The organism is Streptomyces coeruleoprunus (genome assembly GCF_039542925.1).
Taxonomy (GTDB): domain Bacteria; phylum Actinomycetota; class Actinomycetes; order Streptomycetales; family Streptomycetaceae; genus Streptomyces; species Streptomyces coeruleoprunus.
The window spans coordinates 6052250-6069285 of record NZ_BAABIT010000001.1; the positions used below are offsets into that span (position 1 = coordinate 6052250).

16 protein-coding genes are annotated in these 17036 nt (G+C 72.4%); 9 read left to right on the forward strand and 7 right to left on the reverse strand.

The window, feature by feature from the left end:
• Positions 1-43: 43 nt before the first annotated feature.
• Together ABEB09_RS27100 and ABEB09_RS27105 are read left to right on the forward strand one after the other, a co-directional pair.
• Positions 44-1096: an LLM class F420-dependent oxidoreductase gene (locus tag ABEB09_RS27100; protein ID WP_345692532.1), complete on the forward strand. Its 1053-nt coding sequence runs from the start codon at positions 44-46 to the stop codon at positions 1094-1096.
• A gap of 215 nt (positions 1097-1311) precedes the next feature.
• Complete coding sequence (locus tag ABEB09_RS27105; protein ID WP_345692533.1) at positions 1312-2097, forward strand: ferritin-like domain-containing protein; 786 nt, start codon at positions 1312-1314, stop codon at positions 2095-2097.
• A gap of 12 nt (positions 2098-2109) precedes the next feature.
• Here the strand turns inward: ABEB09_RS27105 and corA are convergent, their stop codons facing one another.
• A complete protein-coding gene (gene corA, locus ABEB09_RS27110) occupies positions 2110-3111 on the reverse strand; it encodes a magnesium/cobalt transporter CorA (RefSeq protein WP_345694106.1) in 1002 nt (333 codons plus the stop codon).
• A 53-nt stretch (positions 3112-3164) separates the two neighbouring features.
• Between corA and ABEB09_RS27115 the strand changes: the two genes are divergently transcribed.
• From ABEB09_RS27115 to ABEB09_RS27135, 5 genes are all read left to right on the forward strand, one after another.
• On the forward strand, positions 3165-3851 hold the full coding sequence (locus ABEB09_RS27115; RefSeq protein WP_345692534.1) for a histidine phosphatase family protein: 687 nt from the start codon (positions 3165-3167) through the stop codon (positions 3849-3851).
• Positions 3852-3908: 57 nt separating this feature from the next.
• Positions 3909-4499 (forward strand): DUF3090 domain-containing protein, encoded by a 591-nt coding sequence (locus ABEB09_RS27120; RefSeq protein WP_345692535.1) that lies wholly within the window; start codon positions 3909-3911, stop codon positions 4497-4499.
• Complete coding sequence (locus ABEB09_RS27125) at positions 4463-5281, forward strand: SCO1664 family protein (RefSeq protein ID WP_345692536.1); 819 nt, start codon at positions 4463-4465, stop codon at positions 5279-5281. Before ABEB09_RS27120 ends, ABEB09_RS27125 begins: the two co-directional genes overlap by 37 nt.
• A gap of 106 nt (positions 5282-5387) precedes the next feature.
• The gene (gene mshC, locus ABEB09_RS27130; protein ID WP_345692537.1) at positions 5388-6617 is read left to right on the forward strand and encodes a cysteine--1-D-myo-inosityl 2-amino-2-deoxy-alpha-D-glucopyranoside ligase; all 1230 of its coding nucleotides are present in this window, start codon (positions 5388-5390) and stop codon (positions 6615-6617) included.
• A 124-nt stretch (positions 6618-6741) separates the two neighbouring features.
• Positions 6742-7722, forward strand: coding sequence for an SMP-30/gluconolactonase/LRE family protein (locus ABEB09_RS27135; protein WP_345692538.1), 981 nt, complete (start codon positions 6742-6744; stop codon positions 7720-7722).
• A 72-nt stretch (positions 7723-7794) separates the two neighbouring features.
• On the opposite strand, the gene ABEB09_RS27140 is transcribed toward ABEB09_RS27135, so the two are convergent.
• Positions 7795-8883, reverse strand: coding sequence for a PAC2 family protein (locus tag ABEB09_RS27140; protein WP_345692539.1), 1089 nt, complete (start codon positions 8881-8883; stop codon positions 7795-7797).
• Positions 8884-9171: 288 nt separating this feature from the next.
• Here ABEB09_RS27140 and ABEB09_RS27145 point away from each other — a divergent pair, with 288 nt between their 5' ends.
• Entirely contained in the window at positions 9172-10485 is a 1314-nt protein-coding gene (locus tag ABEB09_RS27145; RefSeq protein WP_345692540.1) for an enolase C-terminal domain-like protein, read from the forward strand.
• A complete protein-coding gene (locus ABEB09_RS27150) occupies positions 10478-11245 on the forward strand; it encodes an SDR family NAD(P)-dependent oxidoreductase (protein ID WP_345692541.1) in 768 nt (255 codons plus the stop codon). Before ABEB09_RS27145 ends, ABEB09_RS27150 begins: the two co-directional genes overlap by 8 nt.
• A 12-nt stretch (positions 11246-11257) precedes the next feature.
• Here the strand turns inward: ABEB09_RS27150 and ABEB09_RS27155 are convergent, their stop codons facing one another.
• The 5 genes from ABEB09_RS27155 to ABEB09_RS27175 all read right to left on the reverse strand — a co-directional run bounded on the left by ABEB09_RS27155 (position 11258) and on the right by ABEB09_RS27175 (position 17010).
• Positions 11258-11929, reverse strand: coding sequence for a FadR/GntR family transcriptional regulator (locus ABEB09_RS27155; protein ID WP_345692542.1), 672 nt, complete (start codon positions 11927-11929; stop codon positions 11258-11260).
• Between the two features lie 91 nt (positions 11930-12020).
• Positions 12021-13631, reverse strand: a complete 1611-nt coding sequence (locus ABEB09_RS27160; protein ID WP_345692543.1) for a glycerol-3-phosphate dehydrogenase/oxidase — start codon at positions 13629-13631, stop codon at positions 12021-12023.
• A 5-nt stretch (positions 13632-13636) separates the two neighbouring features.
• Entirely contained in the window at positions 13637-15169 is a 1533-nt protein-coding gene (gene glpK, locus ABEB09_RS27165) for a glycerol kinase GlpK (protein ID WP_345692544.1), read from the reverse strand.
• Positions 15170-15215: 46 nt separating this feature from the next.
• Complete coding sequence (locus ABEB09_RS27170; RefSeq protein ID WP_345692545.1) at positions 15216-15983, reverse strand: MIP/aquaporin family protein; 768 nt, start codon at positions 15981-15983, stop codon at positions 15216-15218.
• 262 nt (positions 15984-16245) lie between these two features.
• Complete coding sequence (locus tag ABEB09_RS27175; protein WP_345692546.1) at positions 16246-17010, reverse strand: IclR family transcriptional regulator; 765 nt, start codon at positions 17008-17010, stop codon at positions 16246-16248.
• Positions 17011-17036: the final 26 nt, after the last annotated feature.

Below are 17036 nucleotides of genomic sequence, written 5' to 3' on the forward strand. Positions count from 1 at the left end.
ACCAGAGACGTTACTGATCAGTAAACGCGTAAGGGGACCGGCTATGCGGCTCGGCATCAACCTCGGCTACTGGGGAGCGGGCATGGACGGCGACAACCTCGCCGTCGCCCAGGAGGCGGACCGCCTCGGCTACGACGTCTGCTGGGCCGCCGAGGCGTACGGCTCCGACGCGCCCACGGTCCTGTCCTGGGTCGCCGCGCAGACCGAGACCATCGACGTCGGCTCCGCGATCATGCAGATCCCGGCCCGCCAGCCGGCGATGACCGCGATGACCGCCGCCACCCTGGACTCCCTCTCCGGCGGCCGCTTCCGCCTCGGCCTCGGCGTCTCGGGACCCCAGGTCTCCGAGGGCTGGTACGGCGTGAAGTTCGACAAGCCGCTGGCCCGCACCCGCGAGTACGTCGAGATCGTCCGCAAGGCCATGTCCCGCGAGCGCCTCACCCACGAGGGCGAGCACTGGACGCTCCCGCTCCCCGGCGGCCCCGGCAAGCCGATCAAGCTGACCGTCCACCCCGAGCGCGAGCACATCCCGCTCTACATCGCCGCGATCGGCCCCAAGAACCTGGAGCAGACAGGCGAGATCGCCGACGGCGCCCTGCTGATCTTCCCCTCCGCCGCGCACCTGGAGGACACGGCCGTCCGGCACATCCGCGCGGGCCGCGAGAAGGCCGGGCTCACCATGGACGGCTTCGACGTCTGCCCGACCGTTCCGCTCGCCGTCGGCGACGACATCACCGCGCTCGCCGACACCTTCCGCCCGTACACCGCGCTCTACGTCGGCGGCATGGGCAGCCGCAAGCAGAACTTCTACAACCAGCTCGCCCGGCGCATGGGCTACGAGAAGGAAGCCGCCGAGATCCAGGACAAGTACCTCTCCGGCGACAAGACGGGCGCGGCGGCCGCCGTACCGCACCAGCTCATCGACCAGACCACGCTCCTCGGCTCCGTCGAGCGCATCGCCGACCGCATGCAGGCGTACGCGGCGGCCGGCGTCACCACCCTCACCCTCGCGCCGGCCGGCTTCACCCTCGACGAGCGGATCGCCGCCCTCCGGGCCGGCACCGAGGCGCTGGAACGCGCGGGCCTCGTCGAGTAGCCACCCCCCGGACAAGCCTGCGGCCGTGGTGGGGGCTCGGGGTCATCCCCGCCACGGCCGTCACGCAGCACAACGCGCCACCGGCCGGTCGGTTACGCACCGGCGGCAGGGGCGCGCGGGGCGCACGCTGCTCCGTTCGGCGGAGCGACGCCGGTGAGCTGTTGCCACGCACTCCCCTCGGCATTTGACTCGTGCCGACACGTGGAGGTGAAGCGATGCTCTCGGCCCGCAGCATTTTCCAGGAGATCGTCGACAACGACGAGTCCTACCAGCTGTTCTGTTCCATCGCGGCCAGTGGCGAGGCCCAGGGAGGCTGGGAGAACGCCCGGATCGCCGCGCTCGTCCCCGAATCCCTTCGCGACCTCGCGCCCAAGATCACGCGGCACGGGGCGGACGAGGACAAGCACGGCCGGATCTTCAACGCCCTGCTGAAGAAGCGCGGCCTGGAGCCCGTCCCCGTACCGCCGGAGACCGACTACACGATGCTGCTGGAGCGGCAGGGCATCGGCCTCGCCCACGACAAGCTCCGCCGGGACACGCCGCTGACCGAGCGGGACATCCTCGGCTACCTCTCGCACAGCCGTGTCACCGAGCAGCGGGCCGCCGACCAGATGGACATGCTCGTCAAGTACTTCGGCGACCACCCCGAGGTCGGCAAGGCCATCCGGATGATCTGCAACGACGAGGACAACCACCTCGCGTACTGCCACGAGGAGCTGCTGCGCCTCGCCCGCGCCGGACACGGCCGCACCATCCAGTACACGCTGCGCGAGTCCGCACTCGCCGAGATCGCCATCTACCGGGACGTCAGCCTGGCCGTCATGGGCCACATGGGCCGCATCCTCAAGTGGCCCCGAGCCAAGTCCGCCGCCCTGGCCACCGGCATCCGCGCCATGTACGCGTACGAGCGGGCCGGCGGCTGGCGCAGGATGGTGACCCTCAGCACACCCGCCCGCCTCGACGCCCTCGGCGGGCCCGCCGAACCGGCCCCGGTCCTCTGAGCGGACCGCTCCCTAGAGCCAGCCGCGCCGCTTGAAGAGGCGGTGCAGCCCCAGGACGGCACCCACCATCAGCAGGACCACGGCCGGGTACGACCACACCCAGTGCAGCTCCGGCATGTGGGTGAAGTTCATCCCGTAGACGCCCGCGACCATCGTGGGTACGGCGACCATGGCCGCCCAGGCCGAGATCTTCCGCATGTCGTCGTTCTGCCGCACGCCCATCTGGGCGAGGTGCGCCGCAAGAATGTCCGAAAGCAAGCGGTCCAGGCCCTCGACCTGTTCGGCGACACGTGTCAGGTGGTCGCTCACGTCACGGAAGAACGGCTGGGCCCGCGCGCTGACGAACGGGACACCCGCGCCCGCGAGCCGCGCCATCGGTGCGGCAAGCGGGCCGGTCGCCCGCCGGAACTCCAGCACCTGCCGCTTGAACGTGTAGATCCGCGACGCCGTGTACTTGGCGTCGCCCTTGGCGTCGCCGGTCGGCCGGAAGACGTCCTCCTCCAGCTGCTCCATGTCCACCTGGAGTTCCGCCGCCACGTCGATGTAGTGGTCCACCACGGCGTCACTGATCGCGTACAGCACCGACGTCGGCCCGTGCCGCAGCACCTCCGGGTCCGACTCCAGGCGCCCGCGCACCGCCGCCAGCGGCGCCCCCTCGCCGTGCCGGACCGTCACCACGAACGAGTCGCCGACGAAGACCATCAGCTCGCCCGTCGACACCGCGTCGGCCTCGGCGTCGTACAGCACCGGCTTCAGCACCAGGAACAGCGAGTCGTCGTACACCTCCAGCTTGGGCCGCTGGTGGGCCTTGAGCGCGTCCTCCACCGCCAGCGGATGCAGGCCGAACTCGGCCGAGACCCGGTCGAACTCCCGCGCCGTCGGCTCGTGCAGCCCGATCCACAGGAACGCGTCCTCCGCGTCCCTCGCCCGCTCCAGCGCGGCGACGACATCGGTGGGGCCCTCACGGCGGCGGCCGTCCCGGTAGATGGCGCAGTCCACGATCACGGCGCGTATTCTTCCCCGTACCGCCGCCCCACGCACGCGCAGACAGCCCTACGCTGGCCGTCATGGCGACGTTGATCCTCGTACGGCACGGACGTTCCTCCGCCAACACCGCGGGCGTGCTCGCCGGCCGCACGCCCGGCGTCACCCTCGACGAACGCGGCGCGGCGCAGGCCGCCGCGCTGCCCGCACGGCTGGCCGGCATCCCGCTCACCCTGGCCGTCAGCAGCCCCCTGGAGCGCTGCCGCGACACGCTCCGCCCGCTCCTGGACGCCCGGCCCGGCCTGGCCCTGCACACCGAGGAGCGGATCAACGAGTGCGACTACGGCGACTGGTCGGGCCGCAAACTCGCCGAACTCGTCGACGAGCCGCTCATGGAGGTCGTCCAGCAGCACGCGTCGGCCGCCGCCTTCCCCGGCGGCGAGTCGATGCGTGCCATGCAGGCCCGCGCGGTCGACGCGGTGCGGGACTGGAACGCGCGCGTGGAGCAGCAGCACGGCGAGGACGCCGTGTACGTCATGTGCTCGCACGGCGACATCATCAAGGCGATCGTGGCGGACGCGCTCGGCCTGCACCTCGACCTGTTCCAGCGCGTGCACGTCGACCCCTGCTCGATCACCGCGATCCGCTACACCCGCGCGCGGCCGTTCCTCGTACGCCTCGGCGACACCGGCGACTTCGCCGGCCTGACGCCCCGCGAGGGCAACGGCGGCGGAGCGGCCCAGGTGGGCGGCGGCGCGGGCGCACCGTGATCGCTCCGCAGAGTAGGGTGGATGCGCCGCCGTCATCAGAACCGAGGGAGAGGGAACGTGTCCCGTCAGGTGTTCCTGTATGACCCGCCGGAGCGCTTCGTGGCCGGTACGGTCGGGCTGCCTGGGCGCCGTACGTTCTTCCTGCAGGCGTCCGCCGGCGGCCGGGTCACCAGTGTCGCCCTGGAGAAGACCCAGGTGGCCGCGCTCGCCGAGCGCATGGACGAACTGCTCGACGAGGTGGTCCGGCGCACCGGCGGCAACGCCCCGGTGCCGGCCGTGGCCCCCGCCGACATCGCCGACACCGCGCCCCTCGACGTCCCCATCGACGAGGAGTTCCGTGTCGGCACGATGGCCCTCGCCTGGGACGGCGAGGAGCAGCGCATGATCGTGGAGGCGCAGGCGCTCGTCGAACTCGACGTCGAGTCCGAGGAGGACCTCGCCGAGGCCGAGGAGCGGCTGCTCCAGGACGAGGAGAACGGCCCGCCGATGCTGCGCGTCCGGCTGACCGGTGCACAGGCCCGGGCGTTCGCCAAGCGCGCCCTCGACGTGGTCAACGCCGGACGCCCGCCGTGCCCGCTGTGCAGCCTGCCGCTCGACCCGGAGGGACACGTATGTCCGCGCCAGAACGGATACCGCCGCGGAGCCTGACGTCGCTCGATCTGCTCGCCGAGGGCGAGCTGACGGTGCGCGGCCGCGTCCGTGAGGCGTCCAACGCGGTGCTGTTCTGCACCGTGGCGCACGAGGGCGAAGAGGCCGAGTGCGTGTACAAGCCCGTCGCCGGGGAGCGCCCCCTGTGGGACTTCCCCGACGGGACGCTCGCCCAGCGCGAGGCCGCGGCGTACGCGGTGTCCGAGGCGACCGGGTGGGGCCTGGTCCCGCCGACCGTGCTCCGGGACGGCCCGTACGGCCCCGGCATGGTCCAGCTGTGGATCGAGGACGACCCCTCCGTGTCCCTCCTGGCCCTGGTCGACGACGACGAGCCCGGCGACGGCTGGAAGCCCGTCGGGCTCGCCCAGGTCGACGAGGACCGCACGGCGCTGCTCGTCCACGCCGACGACGTACGGCTGCGCAGGCTCGCCGTCCTCGACGCGGTGATCAACAACGCCGACCGCAAGGGCGGGCACCTGCTCCCCGCCGTGGACGGCCGGCTGTACGCCATCGACCACGGCGTCACGTTCCACGTGGACGACAAGCTGCGCACCCTGCTGTGGGGGTGGGCCGGCCGGCCGCTGCCCACGGAGGCCCTGGACGTGCTGGCGCGGCTGGAGGCCGACCTGGCCGAGGGCGCCGCGCTGGCCACCCGGCTGGCGGAGCTGATCACCCCTGCGGAGCTGGCCGCGCTGCGCGCCCGGGTGGCCGCCCTGCGCACCTCGGGCCGCCACCCGGAGCCGTCGGGCCGGTGGCCGGCCATCCCCTGGCCGCCGGTGTAGCGGGGAGCGGACAGCAGCACACCGGCGGGCGGGCCGCAAGAGGGCCGAACCGGCCATTCCACGATCCGGTTCGTATCCGGAACACCCGTCCGGTTACGCTCGACACATGCATGCCTGGCCCGCTTCTGAGGTCCCCGCCCTGCCCGGCAAGGGCCGCGACCTCCGGATCCACGACACCGCGACCGGTGGACGAGTGACCCTCGACCCCGGCCCCGTCGCCCGTATCTACGTCTGCGGCATCACGCCGTACGACGCGACCCACATCGGTCACGCGGCGACCTACAACGCGTTCGACCTCGTTCAGCGCGTGTGGCTCGACACCAAGCGGCAGGTCCACTACGTGCAGAACGTGACCGACGTCGACGATCCGCTCCTGGAGCGGGCCGCGCGCGACGGCCTCGACTGGACGAGCCTCGCCGAGCGCGAGACCGCGCTGTTCCGCGAGGACATGACGGCCCTGCGGATGCTGCCGCCGCAGCACTACATCGGTGCCGTCGAGGCGATACCCGGCATCGTGCCCCTCATCGAACGGCTCCGCGACGCGGGCGCCGCCTACGAACTCGAAGGCGACATCTACTTCTCCGTCGAGTCCGACCGGCACTTCGGCGAGGTCTCCCACTACGACGCCGAGCTCATGCGGGCCCTGTCCGCCGAGCGCGGCGGCGACCCCGACCGCCCCGGCAAGAAGAACCCGCTCGACCCGATGCTGTGGATGGCCGCCCGTGAGGGCGAGCCCAGCTGGGACGGCGCCTCGCTCGGCCCCGGCCGGCCCGGCTGGCACATCGAGTGCGTGGCCATCGCGCTGGACCACCTCGGCATGGGCTTCGACGTCCAGGGCGGCGGCTCCGACCTGATCTTCCCGCACCACGAGATGGGCGCCTCGCACGCGCAGGCCCTCACCGGCGAGCACCCCTTCGCCAAGGCGTACGTGCACGCCGGGATGGTCGCCCTGCACGGCGAGAAGATGTCCAAGTCCAAGGGCAACCTGGTCTTCGTCTCCGCGCTGCGCCGCGCGGGCGTCGACCCGGTGGCGATCCGCCTCACCCTCCTCGCGCACCACTACCGGGCGGACTGGGAGTGGACCGACGACGTGCTCGACGAGGCCGTCGAGCGGCTCGGCCGCTGGCGCGCCGCCGTGTCCCGGCCCGACGGCCCCTCGGCCGACGCGCTGGTCGAGGAGATCCGCGACGCGCTCGCCGACGATCTCGACACGCCCAGGGCGCTGGCGGCCGTCGACCGCTGGGTCGAACTCCAGCGCACCGAAGGCGGTGCGGACGAGGGCGCGCCCGGCGTCGTCTCCCGCGCCGTCGACGCGCTGATGGGCGTGGCGTTGTAACCGCACAGGGAAGCCACGGGACGCGTGGCGGGGACATCCGGAGTCCCCGCCACCTCCTGTGTCGCCGACCCGGCGTGTGATGAGGTGTGGGCGGTCGCTCAATCGACCGTTCGAAAGGAGCCTCATGTCACGTTCCTTCGCACGCAGAAGACTCCTGGGCGCGGCCGCCGCCCTCGGCGGCGCGGCCGTCCTCGCCCCGCTCGCCGGCCCGGCGCGGGCCGCCGCGCCCGGCACCACCTCCGCCCGTCCCGGCCACTGGCCCACCCGGTTCCCGCTGCCGGACGGCTTCCGCCCCGAGGGCATCACCATCGGCGCCCGCCCGTACGCCTACTTCGGGTCCATCGCCAACGGCGACGTCCACCGCGTGGCCCTGGCGACCGGCCGGGGGCGCGTCGTCGTGCCGGGCGGCGGCGCCGACCACCCCGTGATCGGGCTGAAGATCGACCGTCGGGAGCGGCTGCTGTTCCTCTGCGGCGGCTGGAGCCGGGAGATCCGGATCGCCGACGTCCGCTCCGGGGGACCGCTCAGGACGTACACGGTCGGGTCGGACGACACGATGGTCAACGACGTCGTCCTCATGCCCGGCGCCGCCTGGTTCACGGACTCCTACAACGCACAGCTCTACCGGCTGCCCCTGGACCGGCGCGGCACGCCCGGCGACACGGTGGCGACCGTGCCGCTCACCGGGGACTGGGAGCAGGGCGCCGACTTCACCGCCAATGGCATCGAGCGGACGCCCGACGGGAGGGCGCTGTTCGTGGTCAACACCGTGGTGGACGGGGGCTCGTTGATGCGGGTCGACCCGGACACCGGCGTCGCCCGCAGGGTGCCGACCGGCGACCTGAGGATCCCGCACGGCGACGGGCTGCTCCTGCTGGGCCGGAACCTGTACGTCGTCCAGCAGGCCGTCAACCAGGTGGACGTGGTGCGGCTCGACGCCTCGGGCACGCGCGGGACGCCGATCGCCCGGATCACCGACCCGCGGTTCCGCGTCCCGACGACGGCCGCGGCCTGGGGCGACCGCGTCTATCTGCCCAACGCGCGCTTCGACGTGGAGCCGACCCCGCGGACCGAGTACGACGTGGTCGCCGTCGACCAGGTGTGAGCGCACGACGGGGCCGAGCACACGGCGGGGCGGCACCGTCACCGCGGTGCCGCCCCGCCGCCTCACTGTCCGTCAGTCCCCGATGTCCTCGGGGTCGTCCGAGCCGCCGGGCCCGCCGGGGCCACCGGGGCCGCTCGTGCCGCCGTCGGTGCCCTGGGGGCCCTGAGGGCCCTGGGCGCCTTGGGTGCCGTCCTCCTCGTCCCCGCCGGTCGCCTTCGGGGGCTTCGGCGGGCGGGTCCGCCCGCTGGATGTGTCCCGCAGGTACGACGTGTCGCCGCTCTCCGTGGCGTGACCGGTCGTCCCGGGCAGCGTGCCGGGCCCGCCGTCCCTGCGGCGCAGATAGCGCTCGAACTCCCGGGCGATGGCCTCGCCCGACGCCTCCGGCAGCTCCGCGGTGTCCCGCGCCTCCTCCAGCGTCTGCACGTACTCCGCCACCTCGCTGTCCTCGGAGGCGAGTTGGTCGACGCCCACCTGCCAGGCCCGCGCGTCCTCGGCCAGTTCGCCCAGCGGGATGCGCAGGTCGATCAGGTCCTCGAGGCGGTTGAGCAGCGCCAGCGTCGCCTTGGGGTTGGGCGGCTGCGACACGTAGTGCGGCACCGCCGCCCACAGGCTCACCGCCGGTACCCCGGCGTGCGTGCACGCCTCCTGGAGGATGCCGACGATGCCCGTCGGGCCCTCGTACCGGGTCTCCTCCAGGTCCATCGTGCGGGCCAGGTCGGGGTCGGACGTCACGCCGCTGACCGGCACCGGCCGCGTGTGCGGGGTGTCGCCCAGCAGCGCCCCCAGGATGACCACCATCTCCACGCCCAGCTCATGGGCGAAGCCCAGGATCTCGTTGCAGAACGAGCGCCAGCGCATGGACGGTTCGATCCCGCGGACCAGGACCAGGTCCCGCGGCTTCTCGCCGCCGACCCGCACCACGGAGAGCCGGGTGGTGGGCCAGGTGATCCTCCGTACCCCGCCGTCCAGCCACACCGTGGGCCGGTTGACCTGGAAGTCGTAGTAGTCCTCGGCGTCGAGCGCCGCGAACACCTCGCCCTTCCACTCCCGTTCCAGGTGCGCGACCGCGGTGGAGGCGGCGTCGCCGGCGTCGTTCCAGCCCTCGAACGCGGCCACCATGACCGGGTCGATCAGCTCGGGAACCCCCTCGAGCTCGATCACCCAGGCCTCCTTCCGAAGTTCCGTGCGTACGGACCAACCTTACGGCGTTCGGCGCCGTTGCCCGCAGCCCCCGTACACGTCCGGGTGCTGTCTCGGCCTCCCACGACTACCCATCGTGCCTCGCCGGAACACCGGTCGATTCATCCGAGCTATGGGGTCGCCATGGCTGCGGAACATGGGTGTGCCCCTGGACTCGGACCCGCTCGGGCCGCTATACATCGGATGTCCGACCAGAGGTCCGATGTCCTCGCGCGGCCAAGGGCCGCTTCCGGCGGCCAAGAGGCAGGTATGAGTCCGATCGTCACCGCGTTCGAGGTCCACGACATCCGCTTCCCCACCTCCGACCAGCTCGACGGCTCGGACGCCATGCATCCGGACCCCGACTACTCCGCCGCGTACGTCGTCCTGCGCACCGGCGACGGAACCGAGGGCCATGGCTTCGCCTTCACCATCGGCCGTGGTAACGACGTCACCGCCGCCGCCATCGAGGCGCTGCGCCCCTACGTCACGGGCCGTCCCGCCCCGCGTACGGCCGCCGACCTGGCCGCGCTGTACCGGAACCTCACCCATGACTCCCAGCTGCGCTGGCTCGGCCCCGAGAAGGGCGTGGCCCACATGGCCGCCGGCGCCGTGATCAACGCCGCCTGGGACCTCGCCGCCACCACCGCGGGCCTGCCCGTATGGGAGTTCCTGGCCCGGATGACGCCCGAGGAGATCGTCTCGCTCGTCGACTTCCGCCATCTGACCGACGCCCTCACGCCCGACGAGGCCCTGGCGCTCCTCCGCGCCGCCGAACCCGGCCGCGCCGAACGCACCGCCCGGCTGCGCGCCGAGGGCTACCCCGCCTACACCACCTCGCCCGGCTGGCTGGGCTACGACGACGCCCGGCTCGTCCGGCTCGCCGAGCAGGCCGTCGCCGACGGATTCGGCCAGATCAAACTGAAGGTGGGCGCCGACCTCGACGACGACGTACGGCGGCTCGCGCTCGCCCGCGCGGCCGTCGGGCCCTCCGTGCGCATCGCCCTCGACGCCAACCAGCGCTGGGACGTGCCCGAGGCGCTGCACGCCCTGGCCGCGCTCGCCCCCTACGACCCGCACTGGATCGAGGAACCCACCAGCCCCGACGACGTCCTGGGCCACGCCGCCATCCGCGCCGGCCAGCCCGTCAGGGTCGCCACCGGCGAACACGGCGCCAACCGCGTCCTGTTCAAGCAGCTCCTCCAGGCCGGCGCCGTCGACTACGTCCAGATCGACGCCGCCCGCGTCGCCGGGGTCAACGAGAACGTCGCCATCCTGCTCCTCGCCGCGAAGTACGGCGTCCCCGTCTGTCCGCACGCCGGGGGAGTGGGACTGTGCGAACTCGTCCAGCACCTCGCGATGTTCGACTACGTCGCCGTGTCCGGCAGCCTGGACGAGAGGGTCATCGAGTACGTCGACCACCTCCACGAGCACTTCACCGACCCGGTCGTCGTCCGCGACGGCCGCTACGCCGCACCCACCGCGCCCGGGTTCTCCGCCCGGATGCGCCCCGAGTCGATCGCCGCCCACCGCTACCCGGACGGACCGGTGTGGCAGCGGAGGAAGGAGACCGGCCGTGCGTGACCTCGCGGGGCTGAACGCGCTCGTCACCGGCGGAGCCTCCGGCATCGGCGCCGCCGTCGCCGCCGAACTGCTCCGGCGCGGCGCCCGGGTCGCCGTCCTCGACCTGGACACCCGCGGCGCCCCCGACGGCACCCTGGCCCTGGCCGCCGACGTCACCTCCGACGCGGACGTACGGGACGCGGTGGCCGCCGCCGTGGGCGAGTTCGGCGCCCTGCACACGGTCGTGAGCAACGCGGGCATCGGCGCCGTCGGCACCGTCGAGGACAACGGCGACGACGAGTGGCGGCGCGTCCTGGACGTCAACGTGCTGGGCATGGTCCGCACCGCCCGGCACGCCCTGCCGCATCTGCGGCGGGCCGCGGCCGACCGCCCCGGCGCGGTGTCCGTCACCCACACCTGCTCGATCGCCGCCACGGCCGGACTGCCCCGGCGGGCCCTGTACTCGGCGTCCAAGGGCGCCGTGCTCTCGCTGACCCTCGCCATGGCCGCCGACCACGTCCGGGAGGGCATCCGGGTCAACTGTGTGAACCCCGGCACCGCCGACACCCCGTGGGTGGGCCGGCTCCTCGACCGCGCCGACGATCCGGTCGCCGAGCGGGCCGCCCTGGAGGCCCGCCAGCCCATGGGGCGTCTGGTGTCCGCCGCCGAGGTCGCCGCGGCCGTCGCCTACCTGGCGAGCCCCGCCGCCGCGGCCGTCACCGGTACCGCGCTCGCCGTCGACGGCGGGATGCAGGGGCTGCGGCTGCGTCCGGCGACGTAGAGCGGCGCCGGGTCAGAGCACCGAGCGGAGCCACTGCTCCACGCTCGCGATGTGCACCGTCGCCCATGACCGGGCCGCCTCCGCGTCGCGGTCCCGCAGCGCCGCCAGGATCGCCCGGTGCTCGTGCAGCGTCCGCGCGACCGCGTCCTCCTGCGTGAGCCCGCGCCACACCCGGGCCCGGGTCGTCGGCCCGGACAGCCCGTCCAGCAGCGAGCACAGCACCGCGTTGCCGGACGCCCCCACGATCACGCGGTGGAACTCCAGGTCCGCGGCGACCAGTTCCTCCACGGCCGGCTCCGGGCCCAGCGCGTCCAGGGCCGCCTCCAGCGCGTCCAGCTCGGCCTCGCCGATCCGCGGCGCGGCCAGCGCGGTCGCCGCCGGTTCCAGGATGCGCCGCACGGCCAGGAACTCCAGCACGGTGTCGTCCCGGTGGAAGTCCACGACGAAGCTCAGCGCCTCCAGCAGCAGCTGCGGGTCCAGGCTCGTCACGTACGTACCGTCGCCCTGGCGGACGTCCAGGATGCGGATCAGCGACAGGGCGCGGACCGCCTCGCGCAGCGAATTGCGGGAGAGCCCCAGCTCGGCGGCGAGTTCGCTCTCCTTGGGGAGCCGGTCGCCGGGCCGCAGCGCACCCGAGACGATCATCTCCTTGATCTTCTCGATCGCCTCGTCCGTCACTGCCATGGCGTCCCCCACTGCCTCTCAGACATCCGATGTGTGAGCGTACAAGAGGGCGGCCCCCGAAGGAGCCGCCCTCATGACCCCTTGCCGCGGGTCAGGCCCTGTCGGCCAGCATCGCCTCGACCTTGCCGCGGACCTCGTCCGTCGCGAGGCCGCGGATCGTCAGGGTCGTACGGCGGCGCAGCACGTCGTCCGCCGTCTCGGCCCACTCGTGGTCCCGGGCGTAGACGACCTGCGCCCAGATCTCCGGCGCGTCCGGGTGGATCCGCTCGCCCAGCTCCGGGTTCTCGTACGCCAGGCGCGCGATGTCGAAGGACAGCGAGCCGTAGTGCGTCGCCAGGTGGCGGGCCGTGTCGGCGGCCATGCGCGGGCCGGGCGTGCCGCCGTCGACGAGCAGCCGGTGCGCCACCGCGTTGGGGTTGGCTATGCCGGGAAGCGGAAGCTTCTTCGGCAGGCTGGAGATGGGCTCCATGTCGTCGGCGAGAGGCCCGCCGGGGAGCGCGGCCAGCTTGTTCATCACCGTACGGCCGATGTGGCGGAACGTCGTCCACTTGCCGCCGGCGACCGACAGCATGCCGCCGCGGCCCTCGGTGACGACGGTCTCGCGCTTGGCCTTGGAGGTGTCGCCCGGACCGCCGGGCAGGACCCGCAGACCGGCGAACGCGTAGGTGATCAGGTCGCGCTCGAGCTGCTGGTCGCGGATGGAGAAGGCGGCCTCGTCCAGGATCTGGGCGATGTCCTTCTCGTTCACCGCGACCTCGCCCGGGTCGCCCTCGTACTCCTCGTCGGTCGTACCGAGCAGCAGCATGTCCTCCCAGGGCAGGGCGAACGTGATGCGGTACTTGTCGATCGGGGTGGCGAGGGCGGCCTTCCACGGGGAGGTCCGCTTCAGGACGAGGTGCGCGCCCTTGGAGAGGCGGATGGACGGTGCCGCGTTCGGATCCTCCATCCGGCGCAGGTGGTCCACCCAGGGGCCGGTGGCGTTGAGCACCAGCCGGGCGTCCACGCCGAACTCGGTGCCGTCGAGCCGGTCCCTCAGGTCGGCGCCGGTGACGCGGCCCCGGGTGAAGCGCAGACCGGTGACCTCGGCGTGGTTGAGGACGGTCGCGCCCGCCTCGACCGCGGCGCGGACCGTCATGAGGGCCATGCGCGCGTCGTTCATCTGGTCGTCGCCGTACACGGCCACGGCCTTGAGGTTGTCCGTACGCAGCTCCGGCACGTCCTGCGCGGCCTTCGACGGGCTGAGCAGGTGGCCGACGCCGTCGCCGAACGCGGAGAGCGCCGAGTACGCGAAGACGCCCGCGCCGAGCTTCGCGGCGCCGTGCGGCCCGCCCTTGTACACCGGCAGGTAGAAGGTGAGCGGGTTGGCCAGGTGCGGGGCGACCTGGCGGGAGACCGCACGGCGCTCGAAGTGGTTCTCCGCGACCAGCTTCACCGCGCCGGTCTGCAGGTAGCGCAGACCGCCGTGGAGCAGCTTGGAGGAGGCGGAGGAGGTGGCGCCGGCGAAGTCGCCGGCGTCCACCAGGGCCACCCGCAGCCCGGACTGCGCGGCGTGCCAGGCGGTGGAGATGCCGAGGATGCCGCCGCCGATCACCAGGAGGTCGTAGGTCGCCTTGGAGAGCTGCTCCCGGGTCTCGGCGCGGCTCGGCAGCGAACCGGCAGCCGGGTGCGTCCCGAGGGCGGGGACGCTCTGCAGGGTGGTCATGTCGATTACTCCTCGTCCTCGATCCAGCCCATGGTCCGCTCGACGGCCTTGAGCCAGTTCTTGTACTCGCGGTCGCGGATGTCCGCGTCCATGCGGGGGGTCCATTCGGCGGCGCGGCGCCAGTTGGCCCGCAGCGCGTCGGTGTCGGGCCAGAAGCCGACGGCCAGGCCGGCGGCGTAGGCCGCGCCGAGGCAGGTCGTCTCGGCGACCATCGGGCGCACGACCGGTGCGTCCAGGACGTCCGAGAGCGTCTGCATCAGCAGGTTGTTGGAGGTCATGCCGCCGTCGACCTTCAGGGCGGTCAGCTCGACGCCGGAGTCCTTGGTCATGGCGTCGGTGATCTCACGGGTCTGCCAGGCGGTGGCCTCGAGGACGGCGCGGGCGATGTGCGCCTTCGTGACGTAGCGGGTCAGACCGGCGATGACACCGCGGGCGTCGGAGCGCCAGTACGGGGCGAACAGGCCGGAGAACGCGGGCACGAAGTAGGCGCCGCCGTTGTCCTCGACGGACAGGGCCAGCGTCTCGATCTCGGCCGCGGTGCTGATCAGGCCCATCTGGTCGCGCATCCACTGGACGAGCGAGCCGGTGACGGCGATGGAGCCCTCCAGGGCGTAGACCGGCTTGTTCTCGCCGATCTGGTAGCCGACCGTGGTGAGCAGGCCGCTGTAGGAGTTGATGACCTTGTCGCCGGTGTTCATCAGCATGAACGTTCCGGTGCCGTAGGTGGACTTGGCCTCGCCCTCCGCGAAGCAGGTCTGGCCGAACAGGGCCGCCTGCTGGTCGCCGAGCGCGGACGCGACGGGGATGCCGTCGAGGACGCCGCCCTTGACGTGGCCGTACACCTCGGCCGAGGAGCGGATCTCCGGGAGGACCGCGGCGGGGACCTCCATCGACTGGAGGATCTTGTCGTCCCACTCCATGGTGTGGAGGTTCATCAGCATGGTGCGGGACGCGTTGGTGACGTCGGTGACGTGCCGGCCGCCGTCGACGCCGCCGGTCAGGTTCCAGATGACCCAGGAGTCCATGGTGCCGAAGAGGATGTCGCCGCGCTCGGCGCGCTCGCGCAGGCCCTCGACGTTGTCGAGCAGCCAGCGGACCTTCGGGCCGGCGAAGTAGGAGGCCAGCGGGAGGCCGGTCTCGCGGCGGAAGCGGTCCTGGCCGACGTTGCGGCCCAGCTCCTTGCACAGGGCGTCGGTGCGGGTGTCCTGCCAGACGATGGCGTTGTGGACCGGCTCACCGGTGTTCTTGTCCCACAGCAGCGTCGTCTCGCGCTGGTTGGTGATGCCGATGGCCTTGACGTCGGCGGCGGTGATGCCGGCCTTCTCGATGGCGCCGGCGACGACTTCCTGGACGTTCGCCCAGATCTCGGTGGCGTTGTGCTCGACCCAGCCGGGCTTCGGGAAGATCTGCTCGTGCTCCTTCTGGTCGACGGAGACGATGCGCCCGTCGCGGTCGAAGACGATGCAGCGGCTGGACGTGGTGCCCTGGTCGATGGCCGCGATGAAGGGGCCGGTGCCGTGCGAGGTGGTGGCGGTCATAGGGGGTGTGCTCCTCGAGGTCGGTGAAGGGATCGGTCGGCTGGGCTCAGGCGAACGCGAGGGAGTAGATACCCGCGGCGGCGGCGGAGCCGATCAGCGGACCGACGACGGGGATCCAGGCGTACCCCCAGTCGGAGCCGCCCTTGTTGGGCAGCGGGAGCAGGGCGTGCACGATGCGGGGACCGAGGTCGCGCGCCGGGTTGATGGCGTAACCGGTCGGGCCACCGAGCGACAGGCCGATACCCACGACGACGAAGGCGACGATCAGACCGCCGAGGACGTTCAGTCCCTTGCCGTCGTTGTTGAGGCCCTGGGTGAGCACGGCCAGGACCAGCACGAGGGTGCCGATGATCTCGGTCGCCAGGTTCTGCCAGACGTTCCGGATCTCGGGGCCGGTGGAGAAGATGCCGAGGACGGGGCCGGGGCCCTCGATCGCGCCGGCGACGGGCTTGGAGGTGATCTCCGGGTCACGGAGATGTGCCTGGAACTGGCCGTAGTACGCGACCCACACCAGGAAGGCACCGATCATGGCGCCGAGCATCTGGCCCGCGATGTAGACCGGGACGTTCTTCCATTCGCCGTTGTTGAGGGCGATGCCGACCGTCACGGCGGGGTTCAGATGGGCGCCGGAGAGGGAACCAGTCATGTACACGGCGGTCATGACCGCGAAGCCCCACCCGAAGGTGATGGCCACCCAGCCGGCGTTCTGCGCCTTGGAGCGCTTGAGCACGACGGCGGCGACGACGCCTCCGCCGAGGAGGATGAGTACGGCGGTACCAATGATCTCGCCGATGAAGATGTCGGAGCTGGACACCCGCGACTCCTTTGTCCTTCGTCCAGGGAAAGGCGAACCAACGGGTCCCTCCGGTGGTCCGCGCCCTCGGGGTGAGGGCGTTGCCGGCCTCCTGGCGTTGCCACACTCTAGCGCGTCATTCCGGTAGGTGTTCGACAATGCCGACCGATGGACGGCAGTTTTGTCCCCGGTTCAATTCGCCGTCAAGGGTTCAGGCCCCGTAGACCCGATCGTTACCGAGGGGGCCGGCGGGGCTCGCGGACGGGCCCCGCCCGGGCGCCGCTCAGAAGCGCCCGGCGCCCAGGTCCCGCGACACCGCCCGCGCGCACTCCCGCACCGCCGCGATCAGCTCGGACCGCAGCTCACCGCCGTCACAGACGCGCTCCACCGCACCGGTGATGGCGACGGCCCCCACCGGCATCCGCCGCCGGTCGTGGATGGGCGCCGCCACGGACGCCACGCCCTCCCAGGTCTCCTCCACGTCCGCGGCCCAGCCGCGCGCCCGCGTGAGGTCCAGCAGCTCCTCGAAGTCGTCCAGCGCCGTGACGGTGCGCGCGGTGTACGCCTTGCGCTCCACCTCCACCGCCTCGCTGTGCGCCACCGGGTCGTACGCGGAGAGGACCTTGCCCAGCGCGGTGGAGTGCAGCGGCTGCATCGCCCCGACCTCCAGCACCTGGCGGCTGTCGTCGGGCCGGAACACGTGGTGGATCACCAGCACCCCGTGCTGGTGCAGCACGCCGAGGTGCACGCTCTCGCCGCTGGACCTGGCCAGGTCGTCCGTCCAGACCAGCGCCCTGGCCCGCAGCTCGTGCACGTCGAGGTAGCTGTTGCCGAGCCGCAGCAGCTCCGCGCCCAGCTGGTAGCGCCCGGACGCCACGTCCTGCTCGACGAAGCCCTCGGCCTGGAGCGTGCGGAGTATGCCGTGTGCCGTGCCCTTGGCCAGCCCCAGGGACGACGCGATGTCGGAGAGACCCAGCCGGCGCTCTCCACCCGCGAGCAGCCGCAGCATCGCCGCCGCCCGTTCAAGCGACTGGATGTTCTTCGCCATCCCCGGCCAGCTCCTTCTCTCCACGG